The following is a 21763-nucleotide window of genomic DNA, read 5'->3' on the forward strand; positions in this document are numbered from 1 at the left end:
TCGAGTGAAAGCCTTCCTTGCGCGGGCTTTGGCCGCGATCATCGTCGCGCCTGGCTTTGCCGGTGCCGCGGAATGCGCCTGGCCGGCCTGGCAGAATTATCGCCAGGCCATGCTCAGCCCGGACGGACGGGTCATCGATCACTCCTCGGAGCAGTTGATCTCCACGTCTGAAGGACAGAGCTACGGGCTGTTTTTCGCCCTGCTGGGAAATGACCGTAAAAGCTTCGCCAAGGTGCTGCGCTGGACCCAGGACAACCTGGCTGGCGGAGACCTTAACCGGCAACTTCCGGCGTGGCAGTGGGGCCGCGACAACGTTGGCCGCTGGCAGGTACTTGATAGCAACAATGCCACCGACGCCGATTTGTGGATCGCCTATAGCCTGCTGGAAGCCGGGCGTCTGTGGCATCAACCGACTTACCTGGCATTGGGCCGTAACCTGCTTTGGCGCAGTGCTGCGCAAAGCCTGCGCACGCTACCGGGTTTGGGTCTGATGCTGTTGCCCGGCAACGTCGGGTTCGACAATGCCGAGGGTTGGCGTCTGAATGCCAGCTATCTGCCGCCGCAATTGCTGGCGCGCTTCGCCCAGGAAGCACCGATCTGGGCGGAGTTGGCCAGCAACACCGAGCGTCTGCTGATCGAAAGTTCGCCCAAGGGCCTGGCATCCGACTGGCAACTCTGGAAAGCCGGTCAGGGTTGGGCCGTGGACAGTCAGAAGGGCGGTGTTGGAAGCTATGATGCCATTCGCGTCTACCTCTGGCTGGGCATGCTGGACAAAGGTGCGCCGGGGCGCGCCGGGTTGATCGAGCACTTCAAACCGATGCTGGACCTGACGACGCGGCTGGGCCATGTGCCGGAAAAAGTCGACATCACCACCGGCCTCGACAGCGGCACCGCCCCGGTCGGCTTCAGTGCCGCATTGCTGCCGTTGCTGGCCGCAAGCCCGGACAGTGCGGGTGCCCTCAAGGCTGAGCGCCAACGCCTGCAACAACAGCCGCCCTTGGCGGATGCCTATTACAACCAGTCGCTGACGCTGTTCGGGCAGGGCTGGGACCAACAACGTTATCGCTTCGATAAAAACGGGAACCTCGTGCCAAACTGGACTGCCGCATGCGCAAAATGACCGGTTTTGGGCTGCTGTTGAGCAGCGTTTATGGGGTCGCCCTGGGTCAGCCTCTCAGTCCGCCCGACCAGCAGCAATGGCTGCTGGAGCAAGTCCGCATTGGTGAGGCTCTGTACCGCGAAGACCTGGTGCATGACTCGTTGGCTCGTCTGGAGCAGATCGCCCCGGACAATCCGCTGGTGAAAGTCGTTGAAGTCCGCCAGGCACTGCTGCAAAAGAACCAGCCGGAGGCCGAACGCCTGGTCGCCCAACTGCGCCAGCAGGCGCCAGGCACTGCGGCCCTGCGTCAGGCCGAGAGCTTGCTGAAAATGCACGGCACCGATGGTCAGAGGGCCCTGCAGGAGGCGCGTTTGCTGGCCGTCGCCGGCCGTTCCGAAGACGCGGTCAAAGCCTATCGGCAATTGTTCGGCGATGACATGCCGGATTTTGCCACGGCTTTGGAGTATCTGAACGTGCGTAGCGGCATCAAGGTTGAGCGCCCGGTCGTGATAGAGCAGTTGCGCGAATTGGACCGGCAGTATCCCGGTAATGCCTCGCTGCGCCAGACCTTGGTCGGCCTGCTGTTTGCCGAGAAACGTGATCCCGAGGCGCTGGACGTCCTGCATCAATTGGCTGGCGATCCGAACGCAAGCAACAATGCTGCCGAACGCGAATACAACTATTGGCTCAAGCAACCGGTAGGGCCCGAAACCGCGCAGGGCTGGCGGACTTTTCTGAAGTTCTATCCTTACGCCAGCCTGCACGCGGACGCGACCCGACAGTTGCAAGGGCAGGAGCAATACCTGGCTGATCCGGCCTGGCAAGCCGGAGTCAAAGGCAAGGCATTGCTCGAAGCCGGCGACAACGTCGGCGCTGAAGCCAGTTTGCGTCGGGCGATCAAGGGTTATCCGCAAGACTCCAGCCTGCTCGGTTCGCTGGGTATTTCGCTGATGCGCCAGAACAAGAACGAAACGGCCTACAACACGTTCGTCCAGGCCTCGGCCATCGAGCAGGACACCTACTGGATGACCAAGTGGCAGGATCTCAAGGCTGCCAACTACCAGTGGATGCTGTTGCAAAAGGGTGATGAAGCCCTTGAGCGAAAGGATTATCCCGCCGCGAAAAAATGGTACCGGCAGGCGGACAAAGCCAGGCCGAACGATCCTGCGTCGCTGATTGGCCTGTCCTATGTTGCCCGTGGCGAATCCGATGACATCACCGCAGAAGCCCTGTTGGTGCAGGCGCGCAAGCTCGATCCGAGCAACGCAAGCGTGGTGCGTGCGATGGTCCGCCTGTATCAGTCGCAATCAGCGGAAAAGGCCGAGCACTACCTCGACAGCCTGACGCCCAAGGAGCAGCAGGAGTTCCAAAGCGTGCGTCGGGGGCTGACGCTGGATCGCCTCAACGCGCAGGCCGATGACGCCACCCGACGCAGCGATTGGGCGCAGGTGACGGTAGCCTTGAGCAAGGCTCGAGTACTGGACCCGGACAATCCCTGGCTGGTGTACCGCTTGGCCAACGCCCAGCGCGAACTGGGCCTCAATGCCGAGGCCGATCAAAGCTTCCACTGGCTGTTACAACGTCAGGGCCAGAACACCGAGGCGCGCTATGCCCATGGGCTGTTTCTGGCCAATGCTGAACGTGACGGCGATGCCATGGGCAGTCTGCAACAGATTCCCCGTGCCGCCTGGAGCGACAACATGAATGAGCTGTGGGCACGTCTGCAGCGTCGCCAGTTGCTCGCGAAGGCCCGGACACTGCGCGACGGCGGCCATGAGGCTCAGGCCGAAGCGCTGCTGATGCGCGCGCCGACCACTGATGACTACCTGACCCTGGCCGACTGGGCCCAGCAGCGTGGCGACCTGGCGCAGGCCGAAAGCCGCTACCGCAAGGTGCTGGCCAGCGCGCCGAAAAATACCGAGGCCCAACTGGGCCTGAGCGAAGTTCTGATCGCCCGCGGTCAGCCGAACGCCGCCAAGGCCAGCCTTATGGCAGTGACTGCGCCAGTACCGGTCGATGTGTCGTTCCAGCGCCGCTTGGCCAATGCCTGGGCGTCGCTGGGCGACAAGACGCGTGCGAACGCGCTGTTCGCGCAGTTGCTCAAGACCCCGCAAAGTGATCCGCTGGTCTATCGGGATGCGGCACGTCTGCTGTCCCGAGAAGAACCGCAGCGGGCTCTGGATGACTATGCGCGCAGCATGGCCGCGGCAAAGATGATCGAGCCGCAACAGGCCGAACCACGTGACAACCGTGCCATGACCTTGGCCAGCCGTGCCAAGGACAGCGATGGCTGGTTGCAGCGCAGCATCCGCAGCGACGTCGACGAGCTGTACCAAAAGCAGAACCCGACGGTGAACCTGTACCATGACCTCGCCTGGCGCACCGACAACAGCTCATCGGGAGTCTCGGACCTGACCACCCAGACCACCATCCTGCGCATTGACGCGCCGGTGGCGCAAGGACAGGGTTTCGTTCAGGCCGAAGACATCAATCTGGATGTCAGCAGTTTTTCCAGCACCGACCAGTTCGGCTTGTGCGCGGTGGTGCAGGGTGGCTGTGCCACCGCTTCGCAGAGCGTACGCGGCACCCTGCTGGGCATGGGCTGGCACGATGATCGCTGGGCCTTCGACCTTGGCCATACGCCACAAGAATTCACGGTGTCCAACTGGGTGGGCGGTGTCACCTACAGCGGTGACTGGAGCAGCGTGGGCTATCGCCTCACGGCATCGCGGCGGCCCCTGACCAACTCACTGGTGTCGTATGCCGGTGCGGTCGACCCGGTCACCGGAACCCAGTGGGGCGGCGTTACGGCCAACGGTTTCACCCTGGGCCTGAGCCATGACGAAGGCGGCGCCGATGGCGTGTGGGCAAGCCTGAGCAGTCATTGGTTAATAGGCCAGAACGTTGAGAACAATCAGCGGCGCACAGCCATGGGCGGCTATTACTATCGCCTGGTGGAACGCGCCGACGAACGTCTGCGCACTGGCCTGACCCTGATGTACATGGGCTACGACAAGGACTTAAGCGAACTCACCCTCGGCGAGGGCGGATACTACAGCCCGCAGCAGTACTACTCGGTCAGCGTGCCGGTGAACTATGCCTGGCGCAACGCTGACTGGTCGGCCTTGCTCGAAAGCTCGGTGGGCTGGTCGTTCGCGAAAATCGACGGCTCCGACCTCTACCCTAAAGACAACCGCGAAGCCGACCTGCAAAACCTGCTGGCGCAATCGAATCGGACCCTGGCGGACAGCCCGTCGCTGACCAAGAGTGGCAGTAGCAGCAACGGCATCAACTTCCGTGTTCAGGGCCTCGTGGAGCGTCGCCTATCCGACAACCTGGTACTGGGGACCGGTATCACCTGGCAACACAGCGAAGGCTACGCCCCGAGCCGCGCCTTGCTTTACTTGCGCTACACGTTTGACCCTTGGCAAGGCAACCTGCCGCTACCGGTGCAACCGATCTCGCCTTATGCGGATATGCGCTAGGTGGAAAAATAACGCTGAAGATTGATTTTTCGCTCTGCGACTTTTCATGGGCGGATACCCGGTGGTGATTGCCGAGAAAGGCTACGGCATTCCTTTGCAGGTAGTAGTTGGTAAGAAATTTCTGATCGATGAGACAGAAACTTTTCCAAACTAACACCATAAGGAAGTGGTACGGGAGATCCCTGAAGTGGGATCTGTCGCACAGAAATGCAAAAAACGACTCAGAAACGAAAAAGCCCAGGGAAGGATCCCTGGGCTGTGCGCAGTATTTCAATTAACTGACGGTGATAAAAGGGTCCCAGCTGTTGGGTTGGCCGATCTGGTTCAGGTTACGGTCCAGCAGGATGAATGTGATGGTGTACCAGAGTTTCCCTCCGCTTTCGGCAGTGGCCTGCCAGAGGGTGTAGGTCACATCGGTTTTGGAGATGCCGTGGGGGGCACCTTTGTCCAGATAAGGCACCGGGATACCAGGGATGTTAAAGGAGTGCGGGGTCGATATGGAGCCCGGATACTTAGGGTCGTTTGGTGGATTGCCTTGGCGGACGCCGGTGATCAGTGCGACGCGGTCGAAGTTGCGCGACAGAGTAGTGGCACGCCAGCGAATGTTGTCGCCGGGATTGACGTCGATCCACAGTTCGTTGCCGCTGTCGGCGGTGCCGTCGCTGGTGGAGGCGTGGCTATCAATCTTGTCGCGACTCACCAGCATGGCGATCGCGCCGCCTACATCGTTGGGGTGGGCGCTCAGGTAATCGGCATCAACAGTTACAAGTACGTCAATGGTTTGGGTTGCTCCAGACATTTTGCTGCTCCTTGGTTGGTAATGGCAGTTGAGCACCGCGCCATTAAAGGGCGTCCGGGCCACCCGGTCCTTGGGTGCGGTCTCGGGGGGAAGAATGGATGACGGCCTTAGGGTGTCAAGTTTTGGGTTTTTGATGTTGACGAAGCGGTGGAGAAAGACGGCTGACGCATCTTTTTGATTTGTTTCGGATCCCGGCAATTTCGTACTTGGCGTCGGGTGGTTTTCCGTTGGTATCAATGGGAAAAGGCCTACAGCAGGTGTCAGCAATCACTTTCAATTTGGCTCAACCCTCAAGGTCAACTCCATCAGGGCCGCCTCTAGGCGAGCGCTTAGTGATTTTGGAACGCTTTCAATCCTCGCTGTACCGCGGGCCTGGCTTCGATCGCGTCGAACCAGCGTGATAACCGTGAAAGCACTGCCCAATCCAGCCGGTCATGAATTGATGCCGCAATGGTGAAAGCAGAGATGTCCGCCATGGAAAACTGATCTCCGGCCATAAAGTCTCCGGTAAGGAACCGTTCTGCATAGACAAGTTGTTCAATGACGCGCTGATCGATGACTGTGGCCGCATCAATTAATCCCGCTTGGCGCAGGAAAAATGCGGCATGGCTGGGCCCGATTACGTCCGTTACGAAAAAGAAGTAACGATCAAGTACCCGGTCGCGCTTTGGTCCACTATGCGCTGGTGCGAGCCGACCGGGAGCTTTCGCATCAGCGAACTGAATGATTGCGTTTGATTGGTTAATGACCAGCGGGGGTGTCGATGTATGGTCGACCAGGGTTGGGACTTTTCCTGCCGGATTGAGCGCCATACAGCTCTATTTTGGGGTTCATCAGGCACTCCTTGGAAATGAATGGATAATCATTGGATGCTAAGTGAAAAGCGGCGTATGCGTATGTCTTCAAGACCAGGCGCATACGCCCATAGTGATCACCCCTCGAACGCTTGCCGGTTAGCGCGCACGAAGTCACCCACCGTTTGAGGTGCTTGTCCGGTGATTTGGCCGATAACCCCGTCCTCACCGCTAAAGATTCCGTTCTGGTAATCGATCGCGACTGCAAGGAAGTGCTGGATCACAAACTCCGGCAGATCGCAGGTCTCCAGATGCTGGCGATACTCTTCCAGGGTCGAAGGGCTGTAGGTGATGGTGCGGCCTACGATGCCGCTGATTTCGTCGGCAATCTCTTGATGGCTCAGCTCGACAGGGCCGTACAGCGGATAGGTCTTCCCGATATGGCCAGACGGCTGTGAGAGAACGGCGGCAATCAGTCGCGCTTGGTCTTCAGCGGCGATTGGCGCATGTCGTCCGCTACCGTATGGCAGCGTGATCTTGTTCTCCTTCACGATCTGATCAAGCACCCAAGGAAAGATCAACCACTCGGAAAAGAACGTCGGGCGGATATGGACGGTGGGCACTCCAGACCAGTCGAGTACGCGCTCCGCGATCCAGTGGTCGCGCGCGGCGTGGCTCAATGAATCTTCCCGAGCAGAAATCTGCGACATTTCCACCACGACCTCGACACCGGCTCGCCGGGCGGCATCCGCAAAATAGGCGGTCGCCTGAATGTAGCCAGGACGCACGGGATAGCACAGGTATGCGCCTGTGATCCCCTCCATCGCACGAATGATGTCGTCATGTTCAAGGAGGTCGCCAACAAATATTTCGGCGCCCTCGCTCTGGAGCGCTGCACTGCGCTCGTCCTCCTGGTGCACAAAAGCCCGAACCGCATGGCCTCCGTTGAGAAGGTGGCGAATGGTGTAGACGCCAGTTTTTCCCGTAGCGCCGGTGACGAGGTATTTACGTTGCAGCATGGTGAATACTCCAAAGTAAAGGAACACACATTGCTTGCGCCGATATCACGTATCAGGCGTTACCAATTCACGAATGTTGCGCAGTAGTGCCATCTGGAGGTGCAGTCAGCTATCGAAAGGCGCGTGATCAATCAGGTCGCACACATTCGGGCAATCAAACCCGTGCACGTGACGACGTCCGACATCGGCGAGCCCAGTGCCTATCGCAGTGTGAGGTTTCTTCCTGGCCACTTCAGCGACCGCTTGGGTAAACGCGGCTTTCATTCCAATGCGGGGGTAGAGGGCCAGCGTATCCTCGACCAGTGATGGCGTGATTTCCTCCAGCCGTAATCCCATCACGTCGACATGGGCGCCCATGTAGATCAGGGCGATCTCTGGCTGTTTGCGGTCGGCGATGCCGGCGCTAGAGTGAAGTGCGATCGCATCCCAAACCAGCTCGGCTTTCGATTCCGAGTAACCGTTTTCCAGCAGGAAGCGGCTGGCAGCGTCGGCGCCGTCGACCTCAAAACGTTGGTCGGCTGCAAATTCGTACGTCAGACCCAGGTCGTGCAGCAGTGCGGCGAGATAGACTGCCTCGCGGTCGTATTTCATGCCTCGCTGCTGGCCGAGGAATTCGGCAAACCACCACGTGCGATGCACATGGTGCAGGAGCACTGTCGAGTGAACGCGCTCGACGAGGAAGGAGGCCTTGCGAGCGAGTTCGGAGTCTGGAGCGCTGAAGCCGCCGATGATCACAGGTGTACTCATGTTTGCTCCCGGGGGATGAAGTTGGCTTGCAGTTCATTCTAAATAGGCGTGAATGGCAGAATTGACTATTTTCAGATGATTTGTGCCAATGTGCGTGTCAGGTCAAGGCGGGAGATCGCGGTGAGAATTACGACGAAATCAAATCATTCCTTTATCGGCGTGGCGCAAAAACGAGTGGTGATTCTGGGTTTGCCGCCCGTGGATTCGCTTGATGTGATCGGCCCGGCAGAGGTGTTTGCCTATGCCAACAATCTGTACCGCGGTGACTCTGCGCCCTACGCACTCGAACTCGTTTGCGCGGGTGCCAATGAACACCTGGAGAGCAGCACCGGCATCGCACTTATGGCGCACAAGACGCTTGAACAGGAGCGTCTTGAAAACAAGGCGATAGATACGTTGATCGTGACGTCGGGCTGGAAAGCCATGGATCGGGTGGATCAGACCGCCATCGAGTGGATCCGCACGCGAGCCAGAAATGTCAGGCGTGTGTGTTCGATCTGTGTCGGGGCCTTCGCCTTGGCCGAAACAGGGCTTCTGGATGGTCGAAAGGCAACCACCCACTGGCGGATGGCACGCAACCTGGCCGATCGCTATCCCAACGTGCGGGTGGATCCCAACCCGATTTGGGTCAAAGACGGCAACCTGTACACCTCGGCAGGCATATCGGCGGGAATCGATCTTGCGCTCGCATTGGTCAGCGAAGACCTGGGTGACGACATCGCTTTGGAAATCGCGAAAAATCTGGTTCTGTTTCTGCGACGTCCAGGCGGTCAGGCACAGTTCAGCGTCGCACTCCAGTCGCAGCATGCTACAGGCTCGAACCTGGATGAGTTATGCGTGTGGATCAGTGAACATCTACATTCGGAGCTTACGGTCGAGATACTTGCAGACAAGCTCGCCACAAGTGTGAGGACCTTGATTCGCATGTTTCAGAGGGAATTCAAGACAACGCCTGCGAAGTACGTCGAGGACGTCCGGGTCGAAGCGGCCTGTCGGCAAATAGAGCTGGGAAGGCGGTCGATGGAGGAGGTTGCGCGCCGATGCGGCTACCGCAGTGTCGACGTGCTCAGAAAAGCCTTCGTGCGACGCATGGGGGTGAGTCCAAAGGAGTACGCACAACGTTTCGCGCCAGTTAACGAGCCCGCTTAGGCATGTGCCCTATGTTCCTGATTCAAAGTCGCGGGTGCATGTTCGAACCATCATCGGGGCCTTACGTGAAGATAGTCCATCCCATCGTTTCCGGGCGTACTCTGCCTATCGCTTCCTCGATGAACATTGGCAAGTAAAATGTAAACGCTGCTCAGCACTAATGTGACTTGTAATGGTCAATAAATCCCGCACGACCGTCCGTGGTCGTACTGCTCGGAGCCAACCGGATCCGCATCTGCATTTTGATCAAGGACAGTGTAAACATGCTCGCCGCAATATAATCAGCAACCGCCTCCACCTGGTTCCGTGAATCGGGACTCGCCGTACGTTTACCCCTCAATCCAACTCAAAGATTCCAAGCATGAACCTACGCAAAATAGCAGTGGGGCTGTCGTCCCTTGTTTTGTTCTCGACCGGTGCGGCAGAAGCTCGCAACCTTCTGGATTTCCTCAAACCGCCCAGCCAGCATGAGGAGCAAGGGCACCGTTCAGGCTCAATCAGCCAGAACGCGGCGATCGAGCTTTACTCAAGCAAACAGACGCAGGCATCGTTTGATGGGTGCGCAGACCTGTTCCCGGCAGCCAGGCCGATCAGCATGGCCAGTGTGCCGGCAACGATGAAGCCCTTGGCCCTGTGTTCCGACAACTTTGCGGTGCTGTACTCGCAAACCAGCAAGACTCCGTTGGTTGTGGTCGAGCGTCTGAATTCAGCTCTGCTTGAGGATGCCAAGGGGGAAGAACGAACCAATCAGTTCTATCCAGACCCACGCATTCCCAAGAGCGGGCGGGCAGAGTTGAGCGACTACCGTGGCCAACATCCGGCAGTGGATCGCGGCCATCAGTCCCCGGCGGCCGATGCACCGAGTCCACATGCAATGGCCCAGTCCTTTGCGCTGTCGAACATGGTGCCGCAAAACCCGACCAATAACCGGAAGATCTGGAGCAAGGTCGAATCTGATGTCAGGAAGTTCGCGAAGCGCGCCGATGGCAATGTCTTTGTCTTTACCGGCCCGCTCTTTGACGCAGGCCATGCCACCATTGGCGACAACAAGGTCTGGGTACCTGACCGCCTGTTCAAGCTGGTCTACGACGCTTCGTCCAAACGTGCCTGGGCGTATGTGCTACCCAACGCGGAAACCCGCATTGAGAAGCCGGTGGACTACGAGACTTTCGTGAAGATCACGGGACTCAACCTGCTGGGCAATCTACCGGTCTCGGGTTCAGTGGTTCGATCCTGATCGACGAAAGTCCGCTTCCCTGACGGGAGTGTGGAAAACAGCCTGACTGTCGTAAAAACGACCTGTTTACGCTGAACGCGAACCCCTGTGACTTTTCTGTTGAACGACTGTTCAGCTTCGTCTATGTTCGTTCCACCTTCTCCCCCGGCTGGTTGCGGGCTTGCGTTTCTTCTATTCGAACGAGGCACTGGCATGCGGTTTTCACCCTTTGTTGAGCGGATCTCAGGCCAAGGCGTTGCAGCCTGGGATATTCACAATGCGGCGTATGAAGCCCAGTGCCGGGGCGAGGATGTGATCATCCTGAGCATCGGCGACCCGGATTTCCCTACTCCAGACTTCATCACCGATGCCGCCATTCACGCGCTGCGTGAGGGCGACACTCACTACACCGAAATCGCCGGTCGCCTGGCCTTGCGCGAAGCCATCGCCGCCCGGTACAGCCAGCTGTTTGACCGTGAGCTGCAAGCATCAAATGTCATCAATGTGGCGGGAGCGCAGAACGCGCTGTTTATCGCCTCGATGTGCCTGCTCACTGCCGGCGACGAAGTGATTGCTCTGGACCCGATGTACGTGACCTACGAGGCGACGCTCAAGGCCTCCGGTGCGACGCTGGTGCGCGTGCCCTGCGCGGCGGATTCGGGTTTCAGGCTCGATGCCGCCGTGCTGGCCAAGGCCATCACCCCGCGCACCCGGGCGATTTTCCTCTCCAATCCGAACAACCCCACCGGGGTGGTGCTCAACCGCGAAGAGCTGCAAGCCATCGCCGACCTCGCCATTACCCATGACTTGTGGGTCGTGGTGGACGAGGTCTATGAGAGCCTGGCGTTCGAACGCGAGCACCTCAGCCTGGCGGCCTTGCCGGGCATGGCCGAGCGTTGCGTGGTGATCGGCAGCCTGTCGAAATCCCATGCCATGACCGGCTGGCGGATCGGCTGGATCGTCGCCGATAAATCCCTGGTGGCGCATGCCGAAACCCTGATGCTGAGCATGCTCTACGGCTTGCCGGGATTTGTCATGGAGGCTGCGCTCAAGGCAGTGCAAGCCCATGAGGATGTGACCCACGGCATGCGCGAAATCTATCGCCGTCGTCGCGATCTGGTGGTGGCGAGCCTGTCTGATTGTCCGGGGATTTCAGTACTTAAGCCCGATGCCGGCATGTTCGTGCTGGTGGACGTGCGTGGCACCGGTTTGTCCTCTCTGGAATTCGCCTGGCGTCTGTTGCGCGAGGCGGGCGTATCGGTCCTCGATGCAGCTGCTTTCGGCGAGCCGGCGCAAGGCTTCGTGCGGCTCTCGTTCACGCTGGGTGAAGAACGACTGGCCCAGGCCTGCCAGCGTATTCGCGATTTTGTCCTGGTGTTGAAGGGCGAAGCGCCGAGGCCGGCGATCACCCGTGTGACCAGCGAAGCGGCCGTTGAGCCGGTCGCGGCCAAGACCATGATTGAAGTCGATGGCCTGCATAAACGCTTCGGCAACATCGAGGTCCTCAAAGGCGTCTCCCTGACCGCCCGCGAAGGCGATGTGATCTCGCTGATTGGCGCCAGCGGCTCGGGTAAAAGTACCTTGCTGCGCTGCATCAACATGCTCGAAGTGCCGGACCAGGGGCGCATTCTGGTGGACGGCGAAAGCATTCATCTGAACCACTCGCGTCCCGGCGCGCCGCTGGTATCCGACGCCAAGCAGCTGGTACGGATCCGTTCGAGCCTGGGCATGGTGTTCCAGAACTTCAACCTCTGGCCCCATCGCACGGTGCTGGAAAACCTCATCGAAGCGCCGACTCAGGTCCTGCGTGAAAGCCGTGCGGAGGCCACTGAACGGGCCGAAGCCTTGCTTGAACGCGTGGGGCTTTCAGCCAAGCGCAACGAGTACCCGGCGTTTCTCTCCGGGGGACAGCAACAACGGGTGGCCATCGCCCGCGCCCTGGCCATGCGGCCCAAGGTCATGCTGTTCGATGAACCCACCTCGGCACTCGACCCGGAACTGGTCGGAGAAGTGCTGCGGGTGATCCGCTCTCTCGCCGAAGAAGGCCGGACCATGATCCTGGTGACTCATGAGATGGCTTTTGCACGTGATGTCTCTTCCAAAGTCGCCTACTTGCATCAAGGGTTGATCGAGGAAACCGGTTCGCCGGACGAAGTGTTCGTACACCCACGCAGCGAGCGTTGTCGGCAGTTCGTCAACGCTCATCAGACTCGCTAATAACATAAAAAAAACGGGGAACAATCATGGGAAATCGACGTTTGGCAAACTGGTTAACCGGCGTGGCCTGCGTAATGCTGGCCGGCATGAGCGCGGCTCAGGCCCAGCCGATCAGGTTCGCGGTCGCAGCAGAACCCTATCCGCCGTACACCGAGAAGCAGGCCAACGGTGAATGGAAAGGCTTTGAAGTCGACCTGATCCACAAGCTGTGCAGCGAAATGAAAGCCGAGTGCGAGATCAAGGAAGTGGCGTGGGACGGGATCATCCCGTCTCTGCTTGCGAAGAAGATCGACGTGATTTTCTCCTCCATGTCCGTGACCGAAGAGCGCGAAAAACAGATCGCGTTCAGCAAGGCCTACTACGATTCGGCAATCGCGGTTGTCGGGCCCAAGGGCACTGCGGTGAACAAGTATCCGGATGATCTCAAGGGCAAGATCATCGCTGTGCAGAACTCGACGGTGAGCGCCAGCTACCTGAAGGCTTACTACGAGAAAATTGCTGAAGTGAAGTATTACGACACCCAGGACTCGGCCAACGCCGACCTGATTGCCGGTCGTGTCGACCTGATGATGGCGGATGGCACGGCCATGGCGGCATTCGTCAAGACGCCCGATGCCAAGGACCTGGCCTACCTGGGCACGGTGCCTTATGACCCGATCTTCGGCAAAGGCGTGGGCGCCGGTCTGCGCAAGGATGACACTGCGCTCAAGGCCAATCTCGACAAGGCGATCCAGAAGTTGCTGGCAAGCAAGGACTATGACGACCTCTCCCAGAGCTACTTCGGGACCAGCGTGAAACCCGCGTTCTGACCGCAATACCGGACGTCGGCCACCCGAATGAAAACGGTGCGCCGACTGCCCTCTGTGGGAGCGAGCTTGCTCGCGATGGACGTCAGTGCGCTGCGGTTCATCTGAAGGCCCGCGTTATCGTTAGCGTTTTTTCGCGAGCAAGCTCGCTCCCACAGGGATCGCGGCAGGCGGTTGGTTTGCGATAACGGGAGAGTGAAATGCCAGCAATGTTCGAGTTGATCGATTTCAGCGAACAAGGATGGGGCGGTGCGCTGTTGAAGGGGCTCTGGATGACCCTGCAGATATCGGCCGGGGCCTTTGTGGTCGGGCTGTTCATCGGACTGGTGGTGGCCTGCCTCAAGTTGAGCGCCCCCAAACCGATCGCGGCGCTGATGCGCGGCTACACCACGTTGTTCCGGGCGGTTCCGGAACTGTTGCTGATCCTGTTGCTGTACTACGTCGGCTCCATGCTCCTCAATTCGCTGATGGCCCGGATGGGTTACTCCGCTGTCAATGTCAGCGGCCCTCTGGCGGCAATCCTGGTGCTGGGCTTGGTGCAAGGCGCCTATGCATCGGAGATTTTTCGGGCGGCGATCCAGGCGATTCCCTTTGGCCAGATCGAGGCGGCGAGGGCGTTCGGCCAGAGCGGGTTCGGGCTGTTCCGGCGGGTAACGCTACCGATCATGGCGCCCTATGCGATGGCCGGGATGGCCAACCTGTGGATCAACCTGATCAAGGACAGTGCATTGATCAGCGTGGTCGGCACTAACGAGCTGTTGTACACCGCCAAGCAAGGGGCGGGTTCGACGCGTCACTACCTGTTGTTCTACCTCACGGCCGCGGCGATGTATTACGCGGTGACATTGGTGTCCAACTATCTGTCGGGACGGCTTGAGCGACGCACTCGTCGCTGGATGCCCTTGGCTGAGTGAATGAAATGATTCCAGCGTGGATAGTTGAATACGCGGCGCTGTTGGGCCGAGGGCTGCAAACGAGCATCACCCTTCTGTTGATTGCCAGTGCATTCGGTTTAGTGCTCGCGGTGCTGGTGGCGCTGGCCCGGATCTCGAAGAATAAAGTCATCGCCAAGGCCAGCCTGTTCTACACCAGCGTGTTTCGCGGTACACCGTTGCTGATCCAGATCTACATCTTCTACTACGGGCTGGGCAGCCTGTTTGCGCAGTTTCCGCTGATTCGTGGCAGTTTTCTCTGGCCTTATCTGCGTGACGGCTATTGGTACATCGTGTTCGCCCTGGTGCTGTCGGTGGGCGCCTATGTTGGCGAAGTGATTCGCGGCGGCCTGTTGGCAGTGCCAAAGGGGGAAATGGAGGCCGCCTCGGCCTTTGGCATGACCCCGCGTCAGTCCCTGCTGCGGGTGCGCTTGCCCCGGGCCATGCGGTTGCTGTTGCCGACATTGGCCGGGGAGACCGTAATGTTGCTGAAGTCCACGGCACTGGCCTCGACCATCGCGGTGATCGACTTGCTGGGCGCCGCCAACGTGGTCCGTGCCCAGACCCTGCAAGTCTATCAACCGTTGCTGCTGGTGGCTGGGGTGTATGTCTGCCTGACGTTCCTGATCGAGGCGCTGTTCGCCTTTGCCGAGCGGCGCGGGACGCCGCTGCGCAGGTCGGTGTAATGAGCGCGCCACGGGTTGACCGGTCGTTACAGGGCATTGGCCTGTGCACCTTGGGTTACGCGTTCCTGTCTTTGCAGGATGCGGGCATCAAGTGGCTGGTGGCCGACTATTCGGTGATCAGCATCCTGTTCTGGCGCGGCCTCGTGGTAGTGCTCGCCTGTCTGCTGGCAGGGCGCCTGCGGCTGGTTCAGCGGGCCTGGCGCTCGCCGAGCCGGCGCTTGCTGGTGGTGCGCGGGCTACTGTCGATTGTTGCCTGGCTGCTGTATTACACGGCTGCCCGGGACCTGACGCTGGCAGAGATGACCACGCTGTATTTTTCAGCACCGATCATGGTCACGGTGCTGGCGGTCGTCATCCTCAAGGAGCGTGCCAGCGGCTGGCAGTGGTTCACCCTGATCATCGGCTTTGTCGGCGTGATCATTGCCTGTCGCCCCAGCAACATGGCCGACCCGTTGCCGATCGTTCTGACGCTGTTGGCGGCGATGTGCTGGGCGTTCACCTACATCCAGTTGCGGCAGGTGGATGACCAGACTTCAGTGTTGGAGCAGATGCTGATCACCAATGTGGTGTTTGTCATTTGCATGATGCTGGCGTTGCCCTGGACCCACACCCCATCGCCGACCTTGGCCTGGCTGGGGATGCTTGGCGCCGGGCTGGTGGGCGGTATCGGGCAGTTTCTGCTGTTCGCCAGTTTTCAGCGGGCCACGGCGATCTTGCTGGCACCGTTCGAATATACCGGGTTGATCTGGGCATTCGCGCTGTCGAACCTGGTCTGGGGCACGCTGATGGATGTGTCGCTGATGATCGGTGCCGGGTTGATTGCAGTCAGCGGCACCCTGGCGATGATCTTTGGCCGCCACCCGTCACAGGACGTCGTTGGCGCTGAATGCTCCGTGACGCAACCCCTTTATCCAGCAACGACAGATAGGGAGGCCGTTGGCGGGGCTGAAGGTCTCGGGGTTCAGGCACCCTTCGATCCAGAGTCCGTCGAGCATCGGGATCAATGGTCATGAGGGGAGGGCAAGTGTATGGCGCAGGATATTTCGTTCAGTGTCCGGAACAATAATGGCGACGCGGTGCGGGTCGGCGCCTGGCGTTTCGAGGGTGATGGCAGCGGGCCGAAGGTGCACTTGCAGGCGGGGGTACATGCCGATGAAATCGCCGGGATGCTGGTCCTGCATGTGCTGATGCAGCGGCTTCAGGTCGCCGAGGCCGAGGGCCGCCTCAAGGGCCGTGTGACGGTGGTGCCGCAGGCCAATCCCCTGGGCATCGGGCAGTTTCGCCAAGGGCGAATTCTCGGTCGGTTTCACGACGCCACCGGCCATAACTTCAACCGTTCGTTCGACCAGTCGACAGCAATGGCTCGACCTTCGACCAATGTCCAGGAATGGCAAAAAAGCCTGGTACAACTGGCGGCCACGGCGGATCTAATGCTCGACCTGCACACGGATGACGAGGCAATACCGTACCTCTACGTTCACCGCAGTTTCTGGCCACGTGGCCGCGAACTGGCGGCGGCGATGAAGATGGATGTGGCGATCATCTGGGATGACGGTGGCGATGGCTCCTTCGAGGAAACCATCATTGCGCCCTGGCTGCGCGATGGCGTCACCGATCAGCGCATGGCCGCGACCCTGGAATTGCGCGGGCAGGGCGATGTCAGCGATCGGCTTGCCGAGCAGGATGCTGCGGGCCTATACGCCTGGCTTTGCGCGTGTGGGGTCATCGATGAGGCGCTGTCGCCAGGCGATTGGCCCGTCGAGGCAATGCAAATGGGCCATATGGAGACCATTCTCGCCCCACAGTCCGGGGTACTGATCTTTGAAAAAGCGCTCGGCGATTTCGTCGAAGAAGGGCAGCGGTTCGCACGGATTCTGGGGCGGCCGGGTGATCGGTCTTCCGAAGTGGTGCTATTTGCCGAGCAGGCGGGGCGAATGGTGACACGCTATCGGGACCGGCTGGTGCCTCAGGGCATGGTGGTGGCGAAATTCACCGGAACCCGGGTGTCGCGCAACTGGAGCGGCGGATTGTTGGACCCGAACTAGCACTGGCCAAGGAGCCGATGGCCCTCGAACCGATTGTCTTGGGAACTGACGCCATTATGAAACTTCGACTTCAGCTCTGAGCGTTCAGAAACAGTGAGAACAGCTCGGACTGAGATTTAATGCCGAGTTTGCTGTACATGTGCTTGCGGTGGACCTTCACAGTCTCGGCGGAAATCGCCAGCTTGCGCGCGATCTCCTTGTTTGAGCAGCCGCTGAGCATTAGCCGGCCGACTTCCAGTTCGCGGGCGGAGAGCGGGGTATCCAACTGCTGGTCAGTGGAGTCCAGCCAGCTCTGCCAGCTTGGCGTCGCCGACGCGTTCTGCTCCAGCACCTCCCGCTCGAATGCCATGCGCTGACGCATCAGGGCGGCAACCCAGGACTGGATGAGTGTGAGCAGGGCTATCTGCTCTGGACTGAAGAGACCCTCACTTCCCAGCGACAGGCTGAGGGTGCGTTCCGCGTCGAGTTGGACGTTGATATGTACTTCGTCGGCAACGACATTGAGGCGGAAGTAGCGTTGGTAGTAGTCGGTGTGTTCGAAGCACTCCGGCGCCACATCGGCTAGCCACAACAAACCGTTCTGCGGTGCTTCTCGGTTGGCCAGGTAAAAGGGGTCAAGTAGATACAGGCCTTTGAGGTAATCCTGAAAGAGCGGGTCCGGCCCGCCATCCTTGCCAGGGCATTCTGCGAGCACCTGCGGCCGGCCATTGCTGAAAATCAGCACGACCCAACTGTCCACCGGTATGTATCTATCCAGCAGACGCACCAGGGCCAGCCAGAAATCAGGACGGTCAAGTGCCTCAATCAGCCTGCCAATCGCCTGGTGCCAGGCCATATCCTGCAATGTAATGCTCACGTTTCTACCCATACGGGGTTACCCCATCGATGTGATTACTTTCCGTTTTATGGCTCTCCATACTCCATCCAGCCCTGGCGGGTGCTGTTCAGTTTGGCGATTGCGAGCCCACATACACGTGAAAGGATCACCGATGAAGATTGAACTCGTACAACTTACCGGTCGCGATGGCGATACCGCTTATAACCTAGAGCGTACCTTGCAGGCCATCGCTACCTGCGCAGTGGATACCGATCTGCTGATATTTCCAGAGACCCAGTTGATGGGATTTGCCAGCGCGCAACAGCTCGCCGAAGTTGCCGAGCCCCTGAACGGGCCAAGTGTGCAGGCCGTGCAGCGCGCCGCACGCGAACGGAACGTCTCGGTGGTGGTTGGCATGGCTGAGAACGACTCCGGCATCTTCTACAACACCTCCCTGCTGGTAACCCCACAAGGGATTGCCTTGAGCTATCGCAAGACTCACCTTTGGCCGTCGGAACGCGGCCTGTTCCAGCCGGGAGACCGCTATGCCACTGCGCTCTGGAAGGGAGTCCGTGTCGGCATCCTGATTTGCTACGACATTGAGTTGCCGGAAAGTGCTCGAGCCCTCGGCCAACTCGGCGCCGAGCTGATCCTGGTCACTAACGGCAACATGGATCCCTACGGCCCTGTCCACCGCACCGCGATCATGGCTCGCGCTCAGGAAAACCAGGCATTCGCGGTGATGGTGAATCGAGTCGGCGACGGCGATGAAGGCCTCGTTTTTGCCGGTGGGAGTGCAGCGATCGATCCCTTCGGGCGCACCCTATTCGAAGCTGGGCGCGCAGAGTGCCGTCAGGTGGTAGAGCTGGATCTCGACCTGCTGCGCACCGCTCGCCGCGACTATGACTACCTCAGTGACCGCCGCCTGCTCCTGACCGGCGAGCAGATTGAGCACGGTGATGGTCGACGTGAACTACTGATCCCCTGAACCAGGCGCGAGGGGTATACCACACCACAGCGATTGTTCCGTCTTGATTCCGATTTCGACCCTGCCACAACAATAATTCACACACTAGCAGGAGCAGTGCTCGTGTCCATGGACCCGACGCTAACGCTCTGGAGCATCCCGATGAAACCGACTCGTTACATGCAATTCGTGCTGGTCACGCTTTTCAGTGTAGGCCTGGTCTGCGCCGAGGCCGACGAGCCTGCCACACCCAGCGTGCACATCTACAACTGGTATGACTACATTGCCCCGAACACGATGAAAGACTTCCAGAAAGAAGCGGGCATCAGCGCTGTATACGATGTGTTCGACAACAGCGACGTCATGCAAAGCAAACTGATGGCCGGCCGCAGTGGCTATGACGTAGTGGTTGCCAGTGGCGACCTGCTACCGAATCTGATCAAAGCGGGTGTGCTCAAAAAACTGGATCGCTCAAAGTTGCCCAACTGGTCGCACCTCGACCCTGACATCCTCGCCAAGTTGCAGAACAACGATCCCGGAAACAGCTATGCGGCCCCTTATCTGTGGGGTACGACTGGCATCGGCTATGACGCGGACAAGGTTAAATCGATACTCGGCCCAGATGCGCCAGTTAATTCTTGGGACCTGATTTTCAAGGAAGAAAATCTGGCCAAACTGAGTCAATGCGGTGTGGCCATGCTGGACGCCCCTAGCGAGGTCATTCCCATCGCGTTGCACTACCTTGGACTGCCCTACAACAGCCAGAACCCGGAGGATTACAAAAAAGCCCAGGAGCTGCTGCTGAAACTGCGTCCCCATATCGTCTACTTCGATTCTTCCAAGTTCATCTCTGATCTAGCCAATGGCAACATCTGCGTCGTGCTGGGCTGGGCTGGTGGTGTCGCCGATGCGCAAAAGGCCTCCGAGCTGGCTGGCAACCATCGCAACCTCGTCTATAGCATTCCACGCGAAGGTGCCCCGGTGTGGGTGGAGAGTCTGGTGCAGCTCAACGATGCGCCGAACCCGGAGCAAGGGTTGGCCTTCATCAACTACATGCTGCGCCCCGAAGTCATCGCTGAGTCATCCAACTACCTGAGCTATCCGAACGCCAACAAGGATGCCACCGCGCTTGTCGAGAAAAAAGTCCGCGACAACCCCGGGGTGTATCCGTCCAAGCAAGTCCTTGACACGCTATTTCCGCTAGAACCACTCCCGCTGAAGACGGAGCGCGTGCGCACCCGTGCGTGGAACACGATCAAGACCGGCGCTTGATTGGCTGACTCGGCTCTGCTGATGACAAGCCACGCCCCTTCATGCAACAAATCAAACATGAGAGAGATCATGAAAGAGACGATGAAACCACGTGCCCGCGACCTGAACATTCAGTTCGGCCAACTGCAACCCGGCCCCCTCAATGCCATCACCGATGTGCCCGGTGTACGGGTCGGCCACAGTAATGTGCGAGGACGCACCGCCAACGGCCGCGACATCCTGACCGGCGTCACCCTGATCGAACCGCGTGCCGGTTCCACCAGCCAGCAACCGTGCTTTGCCGGCGTCCATGTGTTGAACGGCAACGGCGACGCCACCGGTCTGGAATGGATTCGCGAGGCGGGTCTCTTGACCAGTCCCATCGCCTTCACCAACACCCACAGCCTGGGCGTGGTACGCGATGCGCTGGTTGTGCTGGACCGTGAACAGCAGCCGGATGACGGGCGCCTCTACTGGAACATGCCGGTGGTGCTGGAGACCTTCGACGGCCTGCTCAACGACATCAACGGCTTCCATGTGAAGATTGAACATGTGGCCGAGGCCCTGCGTTCGGCCAAGAGCGGGCCGGTAACGGAAGGCTCCGTCGGGGGCGGTAGCGGCATGATCTGTCATGAATTCAAGGGCGGCATCGGCACCGCATCACGGCGTCTGAGCAGTGCTCAGGGCGGCTGGACCGTTGGGGCCATCGTCCAGGCCAACCACGGCATCCGTAATGAACTGCGCGTCGACGGCTACCCGGTCGGACGCTACATGGAACAGGCCGACTCGCCGTTCCTCAAGGCGTCGCTGCCGTACCCAGGCATGGGCTCGATAGTCGTTTGCCTGGCCACCGACGCGCCGTTGCTGCCGCACCAATGCACGCGCCTGGCGCAACGTGCCAGCCTCGGCCTCGCCCGCACCGGCGGCGGCAATGAAGACCACAGCGGCGACATATTCATCGCCTTCGCCACCGGCAATCAGCATGTGCCGCCGGCCGCTTACGAGAGTAAGCGTGCGCCGACTACCGATAACCTGAGCATGGTCAACAACGACCACATCAGCGAGTTGTTCCTGGCCGCCACCGAAGCGGTGGAAGAAGCCATCATCAATGCCTTGCTGGCCGCTGACACCACCGAAGGCAACGGCCATGCCGTGCCGGGCCTGGATTCCGAGACGCTGCTCAAAGCCTTGCATCAGGCCGGCTGGCCGGGAGCCGCTCATGGCGAACGTTTTGAATGACTGCTGTTGGTTGTGGATTCAACCGGTTGAATCCACAACCCAAACTGGTCATACATGACAGGCAGAAAACGGCCGAAGGCCGACCCGGTAGGGTCGGCCCGCTGCCATAAGTCGCACGTTGCCGCACAGGCAACCGCCGGTGAATCGGTGCCTGCTGCGTCTCGTCCGAAATCCAGCGGCCGGAATGTCGACCGGCTAACCTGCGAGTGCCGCTTCGATTGCCGCCTGCTTGATCCCCGACCCCCCGTTCAACCCGAGGCAAGGGATGCCCATCACCGTGAACTCGACCGTTATGACATCGCCTTGCTTGCCCGCCGGATAGTCGCCAGGCGCGTGATGGACGGCGACTACCGCGCTGTCGGGGAATGTCTGGGCGTAGAACTCTGCAGCATCCTGCGCAGAGCCGTCGTACCAGAGGCAAATCGTGTTTTTGCTGACCATTTTGCGTCTCCAGAATCAGGTCTGATACCTTCATTCCAGCCGCACAGTCAGCCG

General features: G+C 59.6%; 18 protein-coding genes and 2 pseudogenes. 13 read left to right on the forward strand and 7 right to left on the reverse strand.

Translation table 11 applies throughout. The annotated features are described in order from the left end of the window. Positions 1 to 4: 4 nt before the first annotated feature. Entirely contained in the window at positions 5 to 1120 is a 1116-nt protein-coding gene (bcsZ, locus tag BK659_RS16220; RefSeq protein ID WP_123426012.1) for a cellulose synthase complex periplasmic endoglucanase BcsZ, read from the forward strand. Beyond that, positions 1108 to 4584, forward strand: coding sequence for a cellulose synthase complex outer membrane protein BcsC (gene bcsC, locus BK659_RS16225; RefSeq protein ID WP_123426013.1), 3477 nt, complete (start codon positions 1108 to 1110; stop codon positions 4582 to 4584). Before bcsZ ends, bcsC begins: the two co-directional genes overlap by 13 nt. Positions 4585 to 4858: 274 nt before the next feature. Here the strand turns inward: bcsC and BK659_RS16230 are convergent, their stop codons facing one another. The 4 genes from BK659_RS16230 to BK659_RS16245 all read right to left on the reverse strand — a co-directional run bounded on the left by BK659_RS16230 (position 4859) and on the right by BK659_RS16245 (position 7943). Further along, positions 4859 to 5383: an AidA/PixA family protein gene (locus tag BK659_RS16230; RefSeq protein ID WP_123426014.1), complete on the reverse strand. Its 525-nt coding sequence runs from the start codon at positions 5381 to 5383 to the stop codon at positions 4859 to 4861. Positions 5384 to 5712: 329 nt separating this feature from the next. Beyond that, positions 5713 to 6195: a glutathione S-transferase family protein gene (locus BK659_RS16235; protein WP_259740268.1), complete on the reverse strand. Its 483-nt coding sequence runs from the start codon at positions 6193 to 6195 to the stop codon at positions 5713 to 5715. Positions 6196 to 6314: 119 nt separating this feature from the next. Further along, positions 6315 to 7196 (reverse strand): NmrA family NAD(P)-binding protein, encoded by an 882-nt coding sequence (locus BK659_RS16240; RefSeq protein WP_123426015.1) that lies wholly within the window; start codon positions 7194 to 7196, stop codon positions 6315 to 6317. Positions 7197 to 7301: 105 nt separating this feature from the next. Further along, complete coding sequence (locus BK659_RS16245) at positions 7302 to 7943, reverse strand: HD domain-containing protein (RefSeq protein ID WP_123426016.1); 642 nt, start codon at positions 7941 to 7943, stop codon at positions 7302 to 7304. A gap of 75 nt (positions 7944 to 8018) precedes the next feature. Between BK659_RS16245 and BK659_RS16250 the strand changes: the two genes are divergently transcribed. The 8 genes from BK659_RS16250 to BK659_RS16285 all read left to right on the forward strand — a co-directional run bounded on the left by BK659_RS16250 (position 8019) and on the right by BK659_RS16285 (position 16994). Beyond that, positions 8019 to 9092, forward strand: coding sequence for a GlxA family transcriptional regulator (locus tag BK659_RS16250; protein ID WP_259740269.1), 1074 nt, complete (start codon positions 8019 to 8021; stop codon positions 9090 to 9092). Between the two features lie 361 nt (positions 9093 to 9453). Next, positions 9454 to 10329, forward strand: a complete 876-nt coding sequence (locus BK659_RS16255) for a DNA/RNA non-specific endonuclease (RefSeq protein WP_123426017.1) — start codon at positions 9454 to 9456, stop codon at positions 10327 to 10329. Between the two features lie 192 nt (positions 10330 to 10521). Then, positions 10522 to 12525 carry an aminotransferase class I/II-fold pyridoxal phosphate-dependent enzyme gene (locus tag BK659_RS28160; protein WP_123426018.1) on the forward strand — a complete coding sequence of 668 codons (2004 nt, stop codon included), beginning with the start codon at positions 10522 to 10524 and terminating at the stop codon, positions 12523 to 12525. A 26-nt stretch (positions 12526 to 12551) separates the two neighbouring features. Then, positions 12552 to 13334, forward strand: coding sequence for a transporter substrate-binding domain-containing protein (locus tag BK659_RS16265; protein ID WP_123426019.1), 783 nt, complete (start codon positions 12552 to 12554; stop codon positions 13332 to 13334). A gap of 197 nt (positions 13335 to 13531) precedes the next feature. Continuing rightward, entirely contained in the window at positions 13532 to 14245 is a 714-nt protein-coding gene (locus BK659_RS16270) for an ABC transporter permease (protein WP_123426020.1), read from the forward strand. A gap of 5 nt (positions 14246 to 14250) precedes the next feature. Continuing rightward, positions 14251 to 14949, forward strand: a complete 699-nt coding sequence (locus BK659_RS16275) for an ABC transporter permease (protein WP_123426105.1) — start codon at positions 14251 to 14253, stop codon at positions 14947 to 14949. Next, positions 14949 to 15962 (forward strand): DMT family transporter, encoded by a 1014-nt coding sequence (locus tag BK659_RS16280; RefSeq protein ID WP_123426021.1) that lies wholly within the window; start codon positions 14949 to 14951, stop codon positions 15960 to 15962. Before BK659_RS16275 ends, BK659_RS16280 begins: the two co-directional genes overlap by 1 nt. A 15-nt stretch (positions 15963 to 15977) precedes the next feature. Then, entirely contained in the window at positions 15978 to 16994 is a 1017-nt protein-coding gene (locus tag BK659_RS16285) for a M14 family metallopeptidase (protein ID WP_123426022.1), read from the forward strand. A gap of 70 nt (positions 16995 to 17064) precedes the next feature. Here BK659_RS16285 and BK659_RS16290 read toward each other — a convergent pair whose 3' ends face one another. Next, positions 17065 to 17850: a helix-turn-helix transcriptional regulator gene (locus BK659_RS16290; RefSeq protein ID WP_123426106.1), complete on the reverse strand. Its 786-nt coding sequence runs from the start codon at positions 17848 to 17850 to the stop codon at positions 17065 to 17067. Positions 17851 to 17983: 133 nt separating this feature from the next. Here BK659_RS16290 and BK659_RS16295 point away from each other — a divergent pair, with 133 nt between their 5' ends. The 3 genes from BK659_RS16295 to BK659_RS16305 all read left to right on the forward strand — a co-directional run bounded on the left by BK659_RS16295 (position 17984) and on the right by BK659_RS16305 (position 21268). Continuing rightward, positions 17984 to 18799 carry a carbon-nitrogen hydrolase family protein gene (locus BK659_RS16295; protein ID WP_123426023.1) on the forward strand — a complete coding sequence of 272 codons (816 nt, stop codon included), beginning with the start codon at positions 17984 to 17986 and terminating at the stop codon, positions 18797 to 18799. 141 nt (positions 18800 to 18940) lie between these two features. Next, a complete protein-coding gene (locus tag BK659_RS16300) occupies positions 18941 to 20050 on the forward strand; it encodes a polyamine ABC transporter substrate-binding protein (RefSeq protein ID WP_123426024.1) in 1110 nt (369 codons plus the stop codon). Between the two features lie 81 nt (positions 20051 to 20131). Then, positions 20132 to 21268: a DmpA family aminopeptidase gene (locus BK659_RS16305; RefSeq protein WP_123426107.1), complete on the forward strand. Its 1137-nt coding sequence runs from the start codon at positions 20132 to 20134 to the stop codon at positions 21266 to 21268. Between the two features lie 54 nt (positions 21269 to 21322). On the opposite strand, the pseudogene BK659_RS28025 reads toward BK659_RS16305, so the two are convergent. Next, positions 21323 to 21454, reverse strand: a pseudogene (locus BK659_RS28025) (hypothetical protein); the annotation flags it as partial. A gap of 42 nt (positions 21455 to 21496) precedes the next feature. Continuing rightward, a pseudogene (locus BK659_RS16310) lies at positions 21497 to 21709 on the reverse strand (VOC family protein); the annotation flags it as partial. Positions 21710 to 21763 lie beyond the last annotated feature (54 nt).

The organism is Pseudomonas brassicacearum (assembly GCF_003732225.1).
In the GTDB taxonomy this organism is placed as follows: domain Bacteria; phylum Pseudomonadota; class Gammaproteobacteria; order Pseudomonadales; family Pseudomonadaceae; genus Aquipseudomonas; species Aquipseudomonas brassicacearum_E.

Coding starts and splice junctions, on each gene's coding strand:
- bcsC (WP_123426013.1), top strand. CDS start 1,108: ATGCGCAAAATGACCGGTTTTGGGCTGCTGTTGAGCAGCGTTTATGGG.
- BK659_RS16230 (WP_123426014.1), bottom strand. CDS start 5,383: ATGTCTGGAGCAACCCAAACCATTGACGTACTTGTAACTGTTGATGCC.
- BK659_RS16235 (WP_259740268.1), bottom strand. CDS start 6,195: ATGGCGCTCAATCCGGCAGGAAAAGTCCCAACCCTGGTCGACCATACA.
- BK659_RS16240 (WP_123426015.1), bottom strand. CDS start 7,196: ATGCTGCAACGTAAATACCTCGTCACCGGCGCTACGGGAAAAACTGGC.
- BK659_RS16245 (WP_123426016.1), bottom strand. CDS start 7,943: ATGAGTACACCTGTGATCATCGGCGGCTTCAGCGCTCCAGACTCCGAA.
- BK659_RS16250 (WP_259740269.1), top strand. CDS start 8,019: ATGATTTGTGCCAATGTGCGTGTCAGGTCAAGGCGGGAGATCGCGGTG.
- BK659_RS16255 (WP_123426017.1), top strand. CDS start 9,454: ATGAACCTACGCAAAATAGCAGTGGGGCTGTCGTCCCTTGTTTTGTTC.
- BK659_RS28160 (WP_123426018.1), top strand. CDS start 10,522: ATGCGGTTTTCACCCTTTGTTGAGCGGATCTCAGGCCAAGGCGTTGCA.
- BK659_RS16265 (WP_123426019.1), top strand. CDS start 12,552: ATGGGAAATCGACGTTTGGCAAACTGGTTAACCGGCGTGGCCTGCGTA.
- BK659_RS16270 (WP_123426020.1), top strand. CDS start 13,532: ATGCCAGCAATGTTCGAGTTGATCGATTTCAGCGAACAAGGATGGGGC.
- BK659_RS16275 (WP_123426105.1), top strand. CDS start 14,251: ATGATTCCAGCGTGGATAGTTGAATACGCGGCGCTGTTGGGCCGAGGG.
- BK659_RS16280 (WP_123426021.1), top strand. CDS start 14,949: ATGAGCGCGCCACGGGTTGACCGGTCGTTACAGGGCATTGGCCTGTGC.
- BK659_RS16285 (WP_123426022.1), top strand. CDS start 15,978: ATGGCGCAGGATATTTCGTTCAGTGTCCGGAACAATAATGGCGACGCG.
- BK659_RS16295 (WP_123426023.1), top strand. CDS start 17,984: ATGAAGATTGAACTCGTACAACTTACCGGTCGCGATGGCGATACCGCT.
- BK659_RS16300 (WP_123426024.1), top strand. CDS start 18,941: ATGAAACCGACTCGTTACATGCAATTCGTGCTGGTCACGCTTTTCAGT.
- BK659_RS16305 (WP_123426107.1), top strand. CDS start 20,132: ATGAAACCACGTGCCCGCGACCTGAACATTCAGTTCGGCCAACTGCAA.